Annotated in this window: 19 protein-coding genes; all 19 read left to right on the forward strand. The window is 36.9% G+C overall.

Annotated features, from left to right (window positions below):
- The coding region (locus BFG57_RS16925) for a UDP-N-acetylmuramoyl-tripeptide--D-alanyl-D-alanine ligase (RefSeq protein ID WP_069718681.1) at window positions 1-900 on the forward strand (900 nt) is incomplete at its 5' end.
- A gap of 19 nt (window positions 901-919) precedes the next feature.
- Entirely contained in the window at window positions 920-1,894 is a 975-nt protein-coding gene (gene mraY, locus BFG57_RS16930) for a phospho-N-acetylmuramoyl-pentapeptide-transferase (RefSeq protein WP_069718682.1), read from the forward strand.
- Window position 1,895: 1 nt separating this feature from the next.
- Window positions 1,896-3,257 carry a UDP-N-acetylmuramoyl-L-alanine--D-glutamate ligase gene (gene murD, locus BFG57_RS16935; protein WP_069718683.1) on the forward strand — a complete coding sequence of 454 codons (1,362 nt, stop codon included), beginning with the start codon at window positions 1,896-1,898 and terminating at the stop codon, window positions 3,255-3,257.
- 39 nt (window positions 3,258-3,296) lie between these two features.
- Window positions 3,297-4,394 (forward strand): stage V sporulation protein E, encoded by a 1,098-nt coding sequence (gene spoVE / locus BFG57_RS16940; protein WP_425388528.1) that lies wholly within the window; start codon window positions 3,297-3,299, stop codon window positions 4,392-4,394.
- 336 nt (window positions 4,395-4,730) lie between these two features.
- Window positions 4,731-5,828 carry an undecaprenyldiphospho-muramoylpentapeptide beta-N-acetylglucosaminyltransferase gene (gene murG / locus BFG57_RS16945; protein ID WP_069718685.1) on the forward strand — a complete coding sequence of 366 codons (1,098 nt, stop codon included), beginning with the start codon at window positions 4,731-4,733 and terminating at the stop codon, window positions 5,826-5,828.
- A gap of 11 nt (window positions 5,829-5,839) precedes the next feature.
- On the forward strand, window positions 5,840-6,751 hold the full coding sequence (gene murB, locus BFG57_RS16950; RefSeq protein ID WP_069718686.1) for a UDP-N-acetylmuramate dehydrogenase: 912 nt from the start codon (window positions 5,840-5,842) through the stop codon (window positions 6,749-6,751).
- Between the two features lie 190 nt (window positions 6,752-6,941).
- Window positions 6,942-7,733 (forward strand): cell division protein FtsQ/DivIB, encoded by a 792-nt coding sequence (locus BFG57_RS16955; RefSeq protein WP_083249320.1) that lies wholly within the window; start codon window positions 6,942-6,944, stop codon window positions 7,731-7,733.
- Entirely contained in the window at window positions 7,717-8,430 is a 714-nt protein-coding gene (locus tag BFG57_RS16960) for a DUF881 domain-containing protein (RefSeq protein ID WP_069718688.1), read from the forward strand. Before BFG57_RS16955 ends, BFG57_RS16960 begins: the two co-directional genes overlap by 17 nt.
- A 111-nt stretch (window positions 8,431-8,541) precedes the next feature.
- Window positions 8,542-9,258 carry a DUF881 domain-containing protein gene (locus BFG57_RS16965; protein ID WP_245676787.1) on the forward strand — a complete coding sequence of 239 codons (717 nt, stop codon included), beginning with the start codon at window positions 8,542-8,544 and terminating at the stop codon, window positions 9,256-9,258.
- 1 nt (window position 9,259) lies between these two features.
- Window positions 9,260-9,610, forward strand: coding sequence for a small basic family protein (locus tag BFG57_RS16970; RefSeq protein ID WP_069718689.1), 351 nt, complete (start codon window positions 9,260-9,262; stop codon window positions 9,608-9,610).
- Window positions 9,611-9,760: 150 nt separating this feature from the next.
- Window positions 9,761-11,047: a cell division protein FtsA gene (gene ftsA / locus BFG57_RS16975; RefSeq protein ID WP_069718690.1), complete on the forward strand. Its 1,287-nt coding sequence runs from the start codon at window positions 9,761-9,763 to the stop codon at window positions 11,045-11,047.
- A gap of 43 nt (window positions 11,048-11,090) precedes the next feature.
- Window positions 11,091-12,248: a cell division protein FtsZ gene (gene ftsZ, locus BFG57_RS16980; protein ID WP_069718691.1), complete on the forward strand. Its 1,158-nt coding sequence runs from the start codon at window positions 11,091-11,093 to the stop codon at window positions 12,246-12,248.
- 271 nt (window positions 12,249-12,519) lie between these two features.
- On the forward strand, window positions 12,520-13,449 hold the full coding sequence (gene spoIIGA / locus BFG57_RS16985; protein ID WP_069718692.1) for a sigma-E processing peptidase SpoIIGA: 930 nt from the start codon (window positions 12,520-12,522) through the stop codon (window positions 13,447-13,449).
- A gap of 15 nt (window positions 13,450-13,464) precedes the next feature.
- The gene (sigE, locus tag BFG57_RS16990; RefSeq protein ID WP_069718693.1) at window positions 13,465-14,184 is read left to right on the forward strand and encodes an RNA polymerase sporulation sigma factor SigE; all 720 of its coding nucleotides are present in this window, start codon (window positions 13,465-13,467) and stop codon (window positions 14,182-14,184) included.
- Window positions 14,185-14,413: 229 nt separating this feature from the next.
- Window positions 14,414-15,193 carry an RNA polymerase sporulation sigma factor SigG gene (sigG, locus tag BFG57_RS16995; protein ID WP_069718694.1) on the forward strand — a complete coding sequence of 260 codons (780 nt, stop codon included), beginning with the start codon at window positions 14,414-14,416 and terminating at the stop codon, window positions 15,191-15,193.
- 170 nt (window positions 15,194-15,363) lie between these two features.
- On the forward strand, window positions 15,364-15,615 hold the full coding sequence (locus tag BFG57_RS17000; protein ID WP_069718695.1) for a YlmC/YmxH family sporulation protein: 252 nt from the start codon (window positions 15,364-15,366) through the stop codon (window positions 15,613-15,615).
- A gap of 120 nt (window positions 15,616-15,735) precedes the next feature.
- Entirely contained in the window at window positions 15,736-16,563 is an 828-nt protein-coding gene (gene pgeF, locus BFG57_RS17005; RefSeq protein WP_069718696.1) for a peptidoglycan editing factor PgeF, read from the forward strand.
- 27 nt (window positions 16,564-16,590) lie between these two features.
- Entirely contained in the window at window positions 16,591-17,268 is a 678-nt protein-coding gene (locus BFG57_RS17010; protein ID WP_069718697.1) for a YggS family pyridoxal phosphate-dependent enzyme, read from the forward strand.
- Window positions 17,269-17,286: 18 nt separating this feature from the next.
- Window positions 17,287-17,739: a cell division protein SepF gene (locus BFG57_RS17015; RefSeq protein WP_069718698.1), complete on the forward strand. Its 453-nt coding sequence runs from the start codon at window positions 17,287-17,289 to the stop codon at window positions 17,737-17,739.
- Window positions 17,740-17,741 lie beyond the last annotated feature (2 nt).

The following is a 17,741-nucleotide window of genomic DNA, read 5'->3' on the forward strand; positions in this document are numbered from 1 at the left end:
ATGCCTGAAGATACAGAGGTGCTTATTTTGGAAATGGGCATGAGTGGCTTAGGAGAGATCTCACTCTTAAGTAACTTAGCTGAGCCAGATGTTGCAATTATAACAAATATTGGTGATTCACATTTGGAACAGTTGAAGACTCGTGAAGGGATCGCAACTGCGAAGCTAGAGATTTTAGAGGGTTTAAAACCTAATGGGGTTGTAGTTATTGACGGGGATGAACCACTATTAACAAATCGCATTGTAGAAAATGATCTAATTACATGTGGATTCAATGAAGAAAATGACATTCTCATTAGTAATGTTGAAATTACAGGGACTGAAATGAGCTTTTGTGTGGGATCATTTGGGGAATATAAAATCAAAACGATTGGTAAACATCACGCAAAAAATGCTTCTTATGTTATTTCACTCGGAGCCCGTTATGAAATTCCTGTTGAAGATATTCAAGCAGGATTACTGGAAGTGGATTTAACGGGAATGAGATTCGAAATGGAGCAAGGTAAAAGTGAAGTCACACTCATTAATGATGCTTATAATGCCTCACCTACATCGATGAAGGCTGCTATTGAGACATTAAAAGAAATTGAAGGGCTTGAACAATACGTTGTTGTATTAGGTGACATGTTTGAATTAGGTGATGAAGAAGAAGCTCTTCATCGAAGCGTTGTCAGTGTAATTGACGAATCTATCACACATGTTATTACAATTGGAGAAAAGGCAGCATGGATTGCAGATGAATGTAAAAGAAAACGTAAAAAAATCAAAGTACATGCATATGCTAATAAAGATGAAGCCGTAAGTATGTTAAATGAGTTAGCGAATGAAGAAACGATTATGTTATTTAAAAGCTCTCGTAAGCTTCAGCTTGAGACATTAATATTACAGTTAAAACAGTAGAACGAAGGGAGGGTAAGCAGTGGACGTTTCAGGAATTGTCATTACATTAGTCATTTCATTTCTTATTGCAGCACTGCTTTCACCAATAATTATTCCATTTTTGCGTCGCCTGAAATTTGGGCAAAGTATACGTGATGAAGGACCAAAATCACATCAAAAGAAATCAGGAACACCAACTATGGGTGGCGTTATGATCATAATCGCTATTCTTGTATCGACAATTCTTATGACAGCACGATACATGTCCATTACGTGGGAAACTTATTTATTAATCTTTGTTACGTTCTCATATGGATTATTAGGATTTTTAGATGATTATATAAAAGTAGTTATGAAACGAAATCTCGGATTGACTTCGAAGCAAAAATTGCTCGGTCAATTGGTTATCGCCATTATTGTATACGTTGTGTTAAAAGGAACTGCATTTTCTACATACATAACAATACCAGGTACAAACTTTGGTTTTGATATCGGTTTTGTATATTTCTTGTTAATTATTGTTATGCTAGTCGGTGGTTCAAACGCAGTAAACTTAACAGATGGTTTAGATGGTTTGCTTGCTGGTACAGCGGCAATTTCGTTTGGGGCTTTTTCAATTCTTGCATGGTATCAAGGTCAATTTGAAATTGCTGTTTTTTCAATTGCGGTCGTTGGAGCGGTCTTAGGATTTCTAGTATTTAATGCTCATCCAGCAAAGGTATTTATGGGTGATACAGGTTCCCTTGCTCTGGGAGGTGCAATCGCAACCGTTGCTATTTTATTAAAATTAGAAATTTTACTCGTTATTATTGGTGGCGTTTTTGTCATTGAAACGTTATCCGTTATTATTCAAGTTATTTCATTTAAAACGACTGGGAAACGTGTTTTTCGCATGAGTCCACTTCATCATCATTATGAATTAGTTGGTTGGAGTGAATGGCGCGTGGTCGTAACTTTTTGGTTCGTAGGACTGCTGTTTGCATGTCTAGGAATCTATATCGAGGTGTGGATCTAACATGAAGGAAATTACAACTTTTCAACAAAAGAAGGTTCTTGTTTTAGGCTTGGCAAAGAGCGGTGTCGCCGCTGCCAAGCTTTTACGTCGTTTAGGTGCAATAATTGTCGTTAATGATAAACAAGATGTCTCCAACAACTCAGAAGTTAAAAATCTAGAAGCACAGGGGATTGAAGTCATAGGCGGAGGCCATCCAGAAGGATTATTAGATCGTGGATTTGATTACATCGTCAAAAACCCAGGTATTCCTTATCATGTACCATTATTACAAGATGCTAAGAAGCGAAATATTCCAATTTTAACCGAGATAGAATTAGCGTATTTGATTAGTGAAGCACCTATCATTGGTATTACAGGTAGTAATGGCAAGACAACGACGACAACATTAATATATGAAATGTTGAAAAGCGAAGGTATGGTTGCAAGATTAGCTGGAAATATAGGAAATGTTGCATGTGAAATAGCTCAAGATGCTTCAGCTGATGAGTGGCTTGTTACAGAATTATCATCTTTTCAATTGATGGGAATTCAAAAATTTCGCCCTTCAATCAGTGTCTTATTAAACATATTTGATGCACATCTTGATTACCATGGATCAAAGGAAAATTATATAACTGCAAAGGCTGAGCTGTTTAAGTCTCAAACCAAGGAAGATATTGCGGTAATAAATGCGGATGATCAAGAAGTTATGTCAGCCGCTGCAAATATTAAAGCAAAAAAATGCCTCTTCTCTACGATACGAGAGCTGAAAGAGGGTGCATTCGTAAAAGAAAATGCTATTTATTTTAACGATGAAAAAATTATTGACATTGTAGATATTGTTTTACCAGGTCAACATAGTTTAGAGAATATTTTAGCTGCAGTTGCAGTGGTGAAGTCAATTGGTGTCACAAATGAGGCCATCTCTCGTGTATTAGAAACTTTTACTGGAGTTAAACACCGCTTGCAGTATGTAGATACCGTTAAGGGACGGAAGTTTTATAACGATTCTAAAGCAACGAACATTCTTGCTGCGCAAAAAGCATTAGCTGCATTTCATGAGCAGACGATATTAATTGCTGGCGGCTTGGATCGAGGAAATAATTTTGATGCACTTGTGCCTTCATTAAAAAACGTAAAGGGAATCGTAACATATGGTGAGACGGCATCAAAATTGCTTGAAGCGGCAGACAAAGCAGGAATGAAACATACTGAACATGTCGATAATTTAGAACAAGCCGTCGAGGAAGCTTTCAGTATGTCTGATGAAGGAGACGTTATTCTATTGTCTCCAGCTTGCGCAAGTTGGGATCAATTTAAGACGTTTGAAGAGCGTGGAGACATGTTTATAAAATGCGTGCATACACTGAAAGTGAGGGCTTGACCAATTCTGCTATTGCGGAGGATTTGAGGTGTCTGCATTTTGCATAAACGAACAGCACCAGATTATGTATTGGTGTTAACGACGTTATTGCTGCTCGCTATCGGTTTGATTATGGTTTATAGTGCAAGTGCTATATGGGCTGAGTATAAGTTTGATGATAGTTTTTTCTTTGCTAAACGGCAGCTACTATTTGCTGGAGCAGGTATCTTTGCGATGTTTTTTATGATGAACATTGAATATTGGACATGGCGTGATTATTCGAAGCTGCTATTATTAATTTGTTTTGGCTTATTAGTCATTGTACTTATTCCTGGTGTGGGACTTGTTCGAGGAGGAGCGAGAAGTTGGCTTGGTGTAGGAGCTTTTTCAGTTCAACCTTCAGAATTTATGAAGCTTGCAATGATCGCATTCCTTGCTAAGTATTTAAGTGAACATCAGAAGAAGATTACTTCGTTTAAGAAAGGTCTTGTGCCTTCATTAGGTCTAGTTATGTTTGCATTTGGAATGATTATGTTGCAACCAGATCTTGGTACAGGTACAGTGCTTGTCGCAACTTGTGTAGTTATGATATACACCGCAGGCGCAAGAATTGCACATTTCGTTGCACTTGGCCTAGTGGGGGTTGCTGGGTTTGCTGGATTAATCTTGTCAGCACCTTATCGAATCAAACGGATTACTTCATTTCTAGATCCTTGGGAAGATCCACTTGGGAGTGGATTCCAAATTATCCAATCTCTTTATGCGATTGGACCTGGTGGACTTCTTGGTTTAGGTTTAGGTAACAGTAGACAAAAGTATTTCTATGTGCCTGAACCACAAACTGATTTCATCTTTGCGATTCTAGCTGAAGAGCTTGGTTTTATTGGGGGGACATTTGTCCTCTTACTGTTCGGAGTTCTGTTGTGGAGAGGAGTACGTATTGCATTAGGTGCACCTGACTTGTTCGGTGCATTTATGGCGGTTGGTATTGTATCGATGATCGCGATCCAAGTGATGATTAACATCGGAGTTGTAACAGGTTTGATGCCTGTTACTGGAATCACATTACCATTTTTAAGTTATGGTGGATCATCGTTAACATTAATACTTATGGCAGTAGGTATTCTGTTAAATATTAGTCGATATGCACGTTTGTGAACACGAATGTATGTGGTCAATTCTTCACGAACTAGACATAAGTTGAATAATATATCGTAGATGTGAAAGAAAATATTGACAAATAGTATTCTTTCTATTCTAATGAACCTATGCGATACACGCTTACTAAGTAAGCGTGTATCGCATCGTATTGAAAAACCCTGTGTATACAGGGTTTCTCTCGTTTTGAGTTTTAATAAAGAATTAATGATCGTTCATTGTAGTTTCGTATTCTTTCATCGTGTATCAGTATGATTTCAGTTAGGGTAGATACAACAATAGAAAGAAAATTGTATACTAAAATGAACGTAAAGATATTGCTAATGGAGGGTTACCATGAAGGTCGTAGTGAGTGGCGGAGGAACAGGTGGACATATATATCCAGCACTTGCATTTATCCGCGAATTACAAAAACATGATCAACACGCTGAAGTATTATATATAGGTACAGAAAAAGGTCTAGAATCTCGAATTATTGGTAAAGAAGACATTCCTTTTAAAACAATTGAAATTTCTGGTTTTAAACGAAGCTTGTCTTTTGAAAATGTGAGAACAGTTATGCGTTTTATTAGTGGTACGAAGAAAAGCCGTCAGTATTTAAAAGAGTTTCAGCCGGATGTAGTTCTTGGAACAGGTGGATATGTATGTGGTCCTGTAGTGTATGCTGCTACTCAACTGAAAATTCCTACTGTCGTACATGAGCAAAATAGTGTCCCTGGATTAACAAATAAGTTTCTAAGTCGATACGTAGATAAAGTAGCTTTATCTTTTAATGAGGCGGGATCATTTTTTCCTCAACAGAAAACATTGTTAACAGGGAATCCACGGGCGTCTGAAGTCTCTTCTCAGCACAACGATCGTGCCAAAAAAGAGCTTGGATTAGACGTTAATAAACCAGTCGTATTGATTGTAGGAGGAAGCAGGGGAGCTCGTCCAATTAATGATGCGTTTCTAAAGGCACTCAATGAGGTTGGAAAACGTGATTATCAAGTTCTGTATATAACAGGTGATGTTCATTATGATGAAGTTATGAAAGCAGTCAAGCTTTCAAATAATCCAAAAAATGTTGTAATAAAGCCATTTGTGTATAACATGCCAGAAATTCTCGGTAGCATGGATTGTATTGTAGCACGTGCAGGTGCTACTACTTTAGCAGAAATTACTGCACTTGGTCTTCCAAGTATATTAATTCCAAGTCCATATGTGACAAACAATCACCAAGAAAAAAATGCGCGTGCCTTAAGTGATCATGATGCGGCAATTTTACGCCTTGAACAAGATTTAAATTCAGAGCAATTATTAGCAGATATTGACAAGATAATGCTTGATAAAGACTATCGTTTTAAAATGAGTGAAAAGTCCCGAGAATTAGGGATGCCAAATGCAGCAATGAATCTTTACACATGTATGAGTGAACTTATTAAAAAACACTGAGGAGGATGAAAATGAGAGAAATAGTCGAACTTCTCAAAAAAGCAGGTATTAATGATGTAAAAGAAAATGAGCCATTATCAAAACATACGACAATGAAGATAGGTGGCCCTGCAGAAGTTTTTGTAGAACCACAAGATGCTGACGAATTACAGGAAATATTACGTATCTTACATCAAGAAAAGATGCCATGGCGTGTGATTGGTCGTGGCTCAAACCTTCTTGTTCTAGATGAAGGTATTAAAGGTGTTGTAATTAAGTTAGGAAAAGGGATGGATCACTTAGAACAAACTGGTACCGAAGTTACGGTCGGTGGAGGTTTTCCAATCATTAAATTAGCAACAGTATTGAGTCGTGAAGGGTTATCAGGCTTAGAGTTTGCGGGAGGAATTCCTGGTTCAGTTGGTGGCGCAGTTTATATGAATGCTGGTGCACACGGATCGGATATGTCAAAGATTCTAAAAAAAGCTCGAATTGTGTTCAATGATGGCAGTTCTGAATGGCTAACAAACGAAGAAATGGAATTCTCTTATCGTACGTCGGTTTTACAATTAACACGACCTGGTATTTGTGTTGAAGCTGTACTTAGTTTGAGTGAAGGAGACAAAGAACAGGTTACGGCCGAAATGCAAAAGCATAAAGACTATCGAAGAGATACACAGCCATGGAATTATCCATGTGCAGGCAGTATCTTTCGGAATCCACTACCGAATCATGCAGGAAAGTTAGTAGAAGATGCCGGTTTGAAAGGGCATCAAATTGGTGGAGCACAAGTATCAGATCTACACGGTAATTTTATTGTAAATACTGGGGATGCTACTGCTAAAGATGTGTTAGATCTTATCGCCTATATCCAAAGAACTATCCTTGAAGCATACAGTGTAAAAATGGAAACAGAAGTTGAAATTATTGGCGAAACACGGTGAGAATGAACGTTAAATTATGCTATAATATTTTCATTAGTAGACAAGAAACGGCATATTGTAATGCCGTTTCTCTCGTCTGAAAACCATATGTAAGAAAGATAAGTACTTTTAGTTACTTACTAATATATTTTTTAGAAAAATAATTCATATCTTTTGTAAAAGGTGATTTTGACGTGTACGGGGGATGAAAATGGCGAAGGGGAAAATTGTCTCTATTGAAGATAGAATACCAAAGCTGAAGCAACAGCGAAAGAAACGTGCCAATCGCCGTTTTGTTTTTTACATAACTTTTTTTTTCGTCTTAATTGCAATAATTTTATATTTTCAATCTCCGCTGAGCAAGGTCTCTTCTATAGAAGTTAGCGGTAATAGGTTCATTTCAACTGAACAGATCATCTCATTAAGTGGTCTATCAACAAGTGATAATTTTTGGAAAGTTGAAAAGGGGAAAGTATCCACATTAATTGAGAACCATGATGAGGTAAAGAAAGCGATTGTGGACAAACAGTTCATTAATTCCGTTAAAATTCTTATTGAGGAATACCAACGTACAGCATATTTATTACATGAAGGACAATTCCATCCTATCCTTGAAACTGGGGAAGTATTAGCTCCTCTAGAAGATGCTTATATCCCATCAGGTGCACCAATCTTGATGAATTGGGAACCTAGTGAAGCACTACAAGAGATGGCAGCAGAACTTCGGAAAGTTCCACCTAGCATTCAAAATCACATTTCTGAAATTCACCATACACCCACAGAGTCTGATCCGTTACATGTGACACTCTATATGAATGATGGACGTGAAGTGAGTGTAACAATTCGTGATTTTGCAGAAAAAATGACTGCATATCCAGCGATTGCTAGCCGTTTAAAACCAGAGCAGCAAGGTGTTATTCATTTAGAAGTGGGTGCTTACTTTAAATCATATCAAATTGAACAAGACATAGAAGGTGAAACAAGTGATGAAGACGAAAGGTAAACATGCTGTTCTTTCCTTCGCTCTACTTATGATCGGTTTTATCGTTTCATTTTCGTATCAGCTTACGAATGTCGAGGGAGAACAACAATCAAATGCAAATCAGTGGGATAAGGAGTATCAATATCGAGAACAGCTAATTAAACAAGAAGAACGTACGAGACAATTGCAACAGGAACTTTTTGAGAAACAAGAAGAAGTACGCGAAATCGAATCAGAGTTAGCGACTAAAGAAAAAGGTCTGTTCAATTTAGTAGAGGATGTTGAGAAATTAAGGATGTTCGCAGGAGATATAAAAGTATCAGGACCTGGGATAGAAGTAACGCTACGTGATGCATCTTATGTACAAGATGGTGAAAATATTAATCAATATATTGTTCATGATGGCCATGTTCATAAAGTGATTAATGAACTACTATCTTCTGGAGCAAAAGGGATTGCCATTAATGGACAACGATTGTTTCACAACTCTTATATTGCTTGTGTAGGCCCTGTGATTACTGTTGACGGAATTGAACATGCAGCTCCATTTGTTGTTACTGCAATTGGCAACCCTGATGACCTGTATGAATCTATGAACTTAGATCAAGGGGTAAAGGATCAGTTGTTAAGTGATAACGTTGAAGTGAGAATTGAAAAGAAAGAAGAAGTTGTTTTTGAACCACATCTTGGGCAATCAGGACAGCTTTCAGATTCATAAGACGAACATAATAACAACGTACAATAGAAGGTTCTATTGTATCAATGATGGTATATCCGATATGACTATACCCGAGCTTTTCGAACTTTTTTACAGAAAAGGTGATGACAATTGAGAAATCGTAATGTTATAACAATCACACTAATTTCTGTCGTCCTCGGGTTCATGCTGGCAATTCAGTTTCAAACGAATCAAGAAACAGTTGTGCGTGATACGAGGGATATGTGGGAGTTACGTGCAGATTTGAAAGCAGAACAAGAACTACAATCTAAAATAAGTAATGAGATATTAAATGTAGACGAAGTGTTACAAAAGTACGACCAAAATCAAGTTTGGTCGCAAGAAGCTGCGTTGAAGGAACAAAAAGAATCGTTAAAAGAGAAAATTGGTTTGACAGAAAAAACAGGAGAAGGCGTAATTTTAACAATTGAACCATTGTTTAGTGAGTCAATCTACGGTCAATCATATGAAACTCCTTCACCACAGTTGTTAACTCGCTTAATTAATGAATTAAATATGTATCAGGCTGAAGCAATTGCAATTGCAGATCAACGGATTATATCGACTACACCAATTCGTGATGTGAATGGAAAAACGTATGTTAACGTTAAGCCAATTCCCCCGTTACCGTTAACCATTAAAGTTATTGCTAAAAATGCAGAGAAACTTCATAATCACCTTGAGGTTTCTCAGGCAAAGGACGATTTCGCAATTGAAAATTTAAGTCTTTCTTCTGTCATTTCGTCAGATATTGTCTTACCTGCATATGATGGAACGTTACGAATTCAATATATGGAACCAGTGAAGAATGAAAAGGAGAAAAGCTAATATGTGGTTGCCGTTTTTTGGATTGTTGATAGGTGTCCTTTTAGGACTATTAACGAATATCACAGTACCTAGTGACTATTCTAATTACTTATCTATAGCTGTGCTTGCAGCGTTAGACACATTATTTGGTGGAATCAGGGCTCAGTTACAACACACATTTGATGATAAAGTGTTTGCGACAGGTTTCTTTTCTAATATATTATTGGCTGCGGGTTTAGCTTTTCTAGGCGTACATCTTGGTGTAGACTTATACTTAGCGGCGGTATTCGCATTTGGAGTTAGACTCTTCCGAAACATCGCTGTAATTAGACGAATATTACTTGAAAAATGGACGAAATCACGAGGAAATTGAAAAAAAACATTTTTTTTAAAAGGGAAACTCTCTTCCTTGTTGAATACTTTGATTATCTAAGCTTTTACTGAACAAATACTAATTAAATAATTGAAATTGCTGAAGAAAATGAGAAAGCTGTTTGGATAAGGGTTAAGGAGGTGCCAAAGAATGAACAACAGTGAAATGTATGTAAGTCTAGACATCGGTACATCCAATGTTAAAGTAATTATTGGAGAAGTATCTAATGATTCCTTAAATATCATTGGAGTGGGTAACGTTCAATCAGAAGGATTGAAGAAAGGATCAATCGTAGACATAGATGAAACTGTCTATTCCATTCGTGAAGCAGTTGAACAAGCAGAGAGAATGGTAGGCGTTAATATAAACCGTGTGATTGTAGGAGTAAGTGGGAACCATGTTGAACTTATGCCTTGTCACGGTGTAGTGGCAGTTTCCAGTGAAAATAAAGAGATTGGCAATGAAGATGTGGCACGAGTGATTGATGCTGCACAAGTTATCTCTGTTCCACCTGAAAGAGAAATTATTAGCGTTGTTCCACATCAATTTGTTGTGGATGGATTAGGTGAAATAAATGATCCTAGAGGAATGATAGGTGTTAGGTTAGAACTTGAAGGTACAATTGTCACAACTGCAAAAACCGTTTTACATAACCTTTTACGTTGCGTTGAAAAAGCAGGTCTAGAAATTACTGAAATTTCATTACAACCCCTCGCAGCTGGTCACTTTGCGTTATCAAAAGATGAAAAAAATATGGGCTCTGCTCTAATTGATATTGGTGGAGGAACAACAACAATATCTATCTTTGAATTTGGCCATTTGCAAAGTGTACGAGTGTTGCCGTTTGGGGGCATGAATATGACAAAGGATATATCGATTGGTTTCCGCACATCAACGGAGGAAGCTGAGCGGATTAAAGTCAAATATGGATATGCCCATTATGACATGGCCTCTGAGGAAGAAGTGTTCAGTGTTCCAATTATCGGAAGTGATACGAAAGAAACATACAGTCAGTTGGATTTATCTGATATTATAGAGGCAAGACTTGAAGAAATGCTAGAAATTATTCAAGATACGATACGGAAGATGGGGTATCGTGATTTACCTGGAGGTTATGTTCTAACAGGTGGCGTCTCAAAGATGACTGGTGTACTAGAGTTAGCAGAAGAAGTATTGCGACATAATGTAAGAATTGCGAGTCCAGACTATATTGGAGTTCGAGAACCACAATATACGACTGGTGTTGGGTTAATTCAATACATACATCGTCAAGCAAGGTTACAAGGGATACAAGTAAATGGAGCTGTGTCAGAGTCAGCCGTTGAGAATGCTTCAACGAAAGAGACTCAGCAGTCTAAACCAAAAAAAGTAAAGCAAAAAAACAAAGAAAATGTTTCGAAGAAAGTGAAACAATGGATTGGATATTTCTTCGAATAATGACGAACTAGTTTAGCAATATGGATGATTAGGAGGATTAATTATGTTGCAATTTGATACAGAATTGGACCAGTTAGCAACCATAAAAGTAATAGGTGTTGGCGGCGGAGGTAACAATGCCGTTAATCGAATGATTGAACACGGTGTACAAGGTGTAGAATTTATAGCAGTAAATACAGATGCGCAAGCTCTTAATCTATCAAAGGCAGAAACAAAGATGCAAATTGGTGGTAAGCTAACGCGTGGACTTGGAGCAGGTGCGAATCCAGAAGTAGGTAAAAAAGCTGCTGAAGAGAGTAAAGAGCAAATCGAAGAGGCATTAAAAGGTGCAGATATGGTCTTTGTTACTGCTGGTATGGGTGGTGGAACTGGAACAGGTGCTGCTCCAGTCATTGCACAAATTTCGAAAGAGTTAGGTGCTCTAACTGTGGGTGTTGTAACGCGTCCATTCACATTTGAGGGAAGGAAACGTGCAACTCAAGCGGGTGGCGGTATTAACGCAATGAAAGATAATGTCGATACGCTTATCGTCATTCCTAACGATCGTTTACTCGAAATCGTTGATAAAAATACTCCGATGCTCGAAGCATTCCGAGAAGCTGATAATGTGCTTCGCCAAGGTGTACAAGGTATCTCAGATTTAATCGCAGTTCCAGGTCTTATTAATCTTGACTTTGCAGATGTAAAAACGATAATGTCTGACAAAGGCTCTGCATTGATGGGTATCGGAATTGCTACTGGAGAAAACCGAGCAGCTGAGGCAGCGAAAAAGGCTATCTCAAGTCCATTACTTGAAACATCAATTGATGGTGCACAAGGTGTATTAATGAATATTACAGGCGGATCAAACTTATCTTTATATGAAGTACAAGAAGCAGCTGATATTGTATCATCAGCATCTGACGAAGAAGTAAATATGATTTTTGGTTCAGTTATTAACGATAATCTTAAAGATGAAATTGTTGTTACAGTTATTGCGACAGGTTTCAATGATATTGATTTAAGTCAACCGAAACCACGTCGTCCACTTATGCAAAATAATCGCAATACGAACACTAATACTAATACTGTGCCGAAGCCAAGACAGAGGGAAGATGTCGAAGTTGAGCAACCGAGAACACCTTCTTTCAATCATCAACCTGAAGAGGATACGTTAGAAATTCCAACGTTTTTACGCAATCGAAAACGTCGCCGTGATTAAGCTTTTATTACTCTTATAATATTATTTATAAGTGTTCTTCTGTAGATAGATCAATACAATTAATACTAATATTATATGAAAAGCATAGCTTTGTTTCTTACAAAGCTATGCTTTTTTTGTTTAAAATTCCCTTTTAGGATAGACAAAATAATCAAAAATATGTCAAAAACTATTTCGTATAGCTGTCATCAATTGACAGACTTTAAATCTATTCTTTTGTATACTAACTTACACATATAGTTCAATTAATCCTATAGAAGGGAGAAGTTGAGTGGTTGTCTACTTAGACATCATTTGGTTATTGAATTTTTGTATAGATCTTAGCTTAATAGCGCTAACTGCGATTGTGTTGAAGAGGCGTCTCTCGAAATGGAGACTTATAGTAAGTAGTTTAATTGCTTCATCTACCGTATTACTTTATTTTTCACCACTGTCATTCTTTGCTACACAACCGATTGGTAAATTCTTATTTTCATTCTTAATTATATTTATTGCTTTCGGTTATCGAAAATTCCGTTTTTTTCTTCAAGGCTTACTTACTTTTTATGTTATTACATTTATGGTTGGTGGCGGAATGATTGGAATTCATTATTTTCTTCAAGTTGAGAGTTCGATTGCAAATGGTGTATTACAAACTCAAACAGGGGGCTTTGGTAGTCCTGCTAGTTGGTTGTTTGTCTTAATCACATTTCCATTAATTTGGGTACTTTCAAAAAAACAGTTTTCTGAGGTGGAAACACGTTCATTTCAGACAGAGCATATCGTACAAGTTGAAATTGACATTGGGCAAACTATTTTATTTATGAAAGGATTAATAGATAGTGGTAATAAACTATATGATCCGGTAACAAAAACTCCTGTAATGATTATTGATATAGTTTATGCACAATCACAAATTCCACATGAAGTGCTTAACGCTGTACATCACCCTGAGACGATTGGAATGGTAGAATTCCCATCAAATTGGGGAAAGCGGTTGCGGTTAATTCCATTTCAAGGACTTGGCACACGTAACCAAATGCTACTAGCTGTTAAACCAGATGTTGTCACCATAACGATGGGGGAAGAACGTATAGTCGTGCATAAGGTGTTAATTGGTTTACACGATGGGGCACTTTCTTCAGAAGGTGATTTTGAATGCATTTTGCATCTAGATATGATTAAGAATGGAAAGGCTTTTGTGTCGAATCAAGCTAAATAATAAAGGGGGATAACGATGAACAATTTAAAATTGCGAATCACATTACTTTGGTACAAATTACTAATGAGACTCGGAATCAAAACAGATGAAGTATATTATATTGGTGGGAAAGAAGCATTACCACCTCCTTTAACGAAAGATGAAGAACTCCACCTCCTCCAAAAGTTAACGAAAGGAGACCAAAGTGCACGTTCACTCCTTATTGAACGAAATTTGCGTCTTGTCGTTTACATTGCTCGCAAATTTGAGAATACAGGCATAAACATTGAAGATTTAATAAGTATAGGGACTATTGGGTTAATAAAAGCAGTTAATACTTTCAATCCTGAGAAAAAAATTAAGCTTGCTACATATGCATCTCGTTGTATTGAAAATGAAATTTTAATGTATTTGCGTCGCAATAATAAAATACGTTCAGAAGTATCGTTTGATGAACCACTCAATGTTGATTGGGATGGGAATGAATTATTATTATCAGATGTGCTTGGAACAGATGAAGACATTATTACAAAGGATTTAGATGATCGAGTCGATCGTAATTTGTTGCGTAAGTCATTAGAGTTTTTAAATGAACGTGAAAAACAAATTATGGAACTTCGATTCGGTTTATCAGGCGGAGAAGAAAAAACACAAAAAGATGTTGCTGATATGTTAGGGATTTCACAATCATATATATCAAGGCTTGAGAAGCGCATTATTGGGAGATTACGAAAAGAATTTAACAAAATGATCTGAAGAAAAACGTATTGAAGTAAATAGTTAGAATTTTTGTGTATTTCGAACGATTAATGTGTGTGCATATTTTTCCCTCACGAGGAGATACTTAACTTGTACTATTTCATTTCACTTGTCGAAACTTTTGTCAGGCAAGTCATTAAAGATAGTGGAAGCGAAGGTAACGTGAAGCTATGGAGAAACTTCAAGCTTTCAAGTCCTTGTTAAGCTCCGATAAGGAGGGAAAGAATTGACGCGTAACAAAGTAGAAATTTGTGGTGTTGATACATCTAAGTTACCTGTTTTGAAGAATGAAGAAATGCGCAAGCTGTTTAGAGAAATGCAAAGTGGAGATGATACAGCTAGAGAAAAGCTAGTAAACGGCAATTTGCGGCTCGTTTTGAGCGTCATTCAACGCTTCAATAATCGAGGTGAATACGTGGATGACCTCTTTCAAGTTGGCTGTATCGGACTGATGAAATCGATTGACAATTTTGATCTTGGCCAAAATGTTCGATTTTCTACATATGCAGTGCCAATGATTATCGGTGAGATTCGCAGATATCTGCGGGATAATAATCCAATTCGTGTTTCACGTTCTTTAAGAGACATCGCTTACAAAGCCCTTCAGGCACGTGAAAAGCTTATTGCGAAAACGTCACGTGAACCGACAGCAGTAGAAATAGCCAAGGAATTAGATGTACCTCATGAAGAAGTTGTTTTTGCATTAGACGCTATCCAAGATCCTGTTTCGTTATTTGAACCAATTTATAACGATGGAGGCGATCCAATATTCGTCATGGATCAGTTAAGTGATGAGAAAAACAAAGATATTCAATGGATCGAAGAGCTTGCCCTTAAAGAAGGAATGCGTCGTTTAAATGACAGAGAAAAAATGATCTTAACGAAACGATTTTTTCAAGGGAAGACTCAGATGGAAGTTGCCGAAGAGATCGGAATATCACAAGCACAAGTTTCTCGCCTGGAAAAAGCAGCAATTAAACAAATGAATAAAAATATTCAGCATTAGCTGAAATTGATTGTGAACCTGTTTGCGACATTGCGAACAGGTTTTTAACGTTTAGATTAAAAATTAAGCGTACTAGTGAAAAAGCTAATTAAGAAGTTTGTTTACTTTTCGTTATTGTCCAAGCTTTAATATGCATAGAATGGTTGTAGACGGGGAAGGGAGAGAGTGTAATGATTAGAATTTCTGAGTTTCAATCAAAAGATGTTGTAAACGTATCAAATGGGAAGAGGCTTGGTCATATCATTGATTTTGATATCGACTTGGATTCTGGAAAAATAAATACCGTTTCTGTTCCGCTTAAGGGAAAGAGTATGCGTTTTTTAGGTCGTGATGATGCGATGACCATTTCGTGGGAAAACATTGTTAAAATTGGACAAGACGTAATATTAGTGCGCGTGAACGACGTTAATATTATAGAATAGGAACAAGAATGTGACTTCGTTCATATCGCTATCAGTATGTAGTTTATGCTAAAATAGTAATGATTTCTACGTAAGGAATTCACTTAGTAATTAAATGGGACATATAAAGGGTGAGGGACAATGAAACGAAATGAACCTTTTCGATTATCTTCATCATCATTTTTAGAGATCGCTCCATGGTCTCACCAATATGACAATATTGTTGCTGGGATAAGTACGCGAAACGGCGGTGTAAGTAAACCGCCGTTCGACAGTTTAAATGTTGGTTTTCAAGTTAAGGATACTTTAGAAGATATAGTTTTGAATCGGCAAATCTTAGCTCAATCATTGAATAGTAACATTGATGATTGGATAACTGTTGATCAAATTCACGGTCATCACATAATAGAAGTGAAGAAAGAAGATAAACGAAAGGATGCATTTGTCTCTACTAGTAATGTATTAGGAGAAGCAGATGGAATGTACACAACAGAAGGTGGAATCTATCTCGCTGCAAGTTTTGCAGACTGTACACCGCTATTTTTCTTCTCACCTAAATATAATTTAGTAGGGATTACTCATGCTGGTTGGAAGGGAACGGTTGCCCAAGTTGGTCCTAAAATGATTCGAATTTGGCATGAACAGCATGGTGTTCCACTTCGTGAAATACGTGTTGCTGTAGGGCCAGCAATTGGACAGTGTTGTTATGAGGTAGATGACCGTGTAATGGATCATGTAAGGAACTTACCATACGAAAGTAATAATAAGCCTTTCTCTGAGAAAATGAATGGTAAATCACAATTAGACTTAAAACAACTAAACGCTCAGTTGTTATTACATGCAGGAATACGTGAAGAAAACCTTGAAGTAAGTACACATTGTACAAGTTGTCAAAAAGCATTGTTTTTCTCGCATCGACGAGATGAAGGCAATACTGGAAGAATGTTTGGTGTAATTGCAATGACATAAGAAGCGTTGTAGGAGGTTGAATGGCACTTGAACGTACAAGAAAATGTCATACAGATTAAAGAACGGATTGAGAAGGCTTGTGAGAGAGTCAATCGAAATCCAAAAGATGTAAAAATTATTGCCGTAACAAAATATGTGAGTGTAGAAACAGCTCAACTAGCGCTTGAGGCAGGGATAAAAGATTTAGGGGAAAATCGTGACCAAGGACTCATAGATAAATATGAGGTGATTGGCAACGAGGCAACATGGCATTTTATTGGTTCACTTCAATCACGTAAAGTGAAAGATATTATTGACAAGGTTGCATACATTCATTCTCTCGATAGGAAATCACTAGCGAAAGAAATAAATAAACGAGCTACACAAAAAGTAAAGTGTTTTGTACAAGTGAATACTTCTGGAGAGCAGTCCAAGCACGGTCTTCAACCAGATGACACAATTTCATTTATTGAATCACTAGCAGAGCTTCCTAACATAGAAGTGATCGGTTTAATGACGATGGCTCCTTTTGTAGAAGATGAGAATGTGCTCCGAGACACATTCAAGCACTTGAAAGAACTACAAAATATCATTATACATAAAAGGTTACCCTTTGCTCCATGTACTGAGTTATCAATGGGAATGAGTAATGACTTTGAAATTGCAGTTGAAGAGGGAGCTACGTATATTAGAATCGGTACAGCACTAGTTGGAAAAGAATATTAAACTAGGGAGGTGTATGAAATGAGTTTTATGGGGAAAATTAAGAATTTCTTTGCATTAGAAGATGAATATGAGTATGAATATGTAGAAGAAGATAGTTTAGAACATGAACAGAAAAGGCAAACAAATACAAAACAAAATTTAAAAGAGCATAATCAACAAAATGTGGTTAGTTTACAAAGTGTTCAACAAGCATCAAAAGTTGTATTAGTAGAACCAAGAAATTATGATGAAGTACAGGAAATTGCCGATCAACTCAATAGTAGAAGAGCTGTAGTTATTAATTTACAACGTGTAAATCAACAACAACGAGTACGTATAGTCGACTTTTTGAGCGGAACCGTTTATGCTATAGGTGGCGACATAAAAAAATTAGGTGCACATACGTTCTTGTGTACACCTGATAACATTGATATCTCTGGAACAATTTCAGAGATGATGTCCGAACAAGAGTTTGATAATGATAGGTGGTGAAG

The organism is Bacillus solimangrovi (assembly GCF_001742425.1).
Classification (GTDB): domain Bacteria; phylum Bacillota; class Bacilli; order Bacillales; family Bacillaceae_N; genus Bacillus_AV; species Bacillus_AV solimangrovi.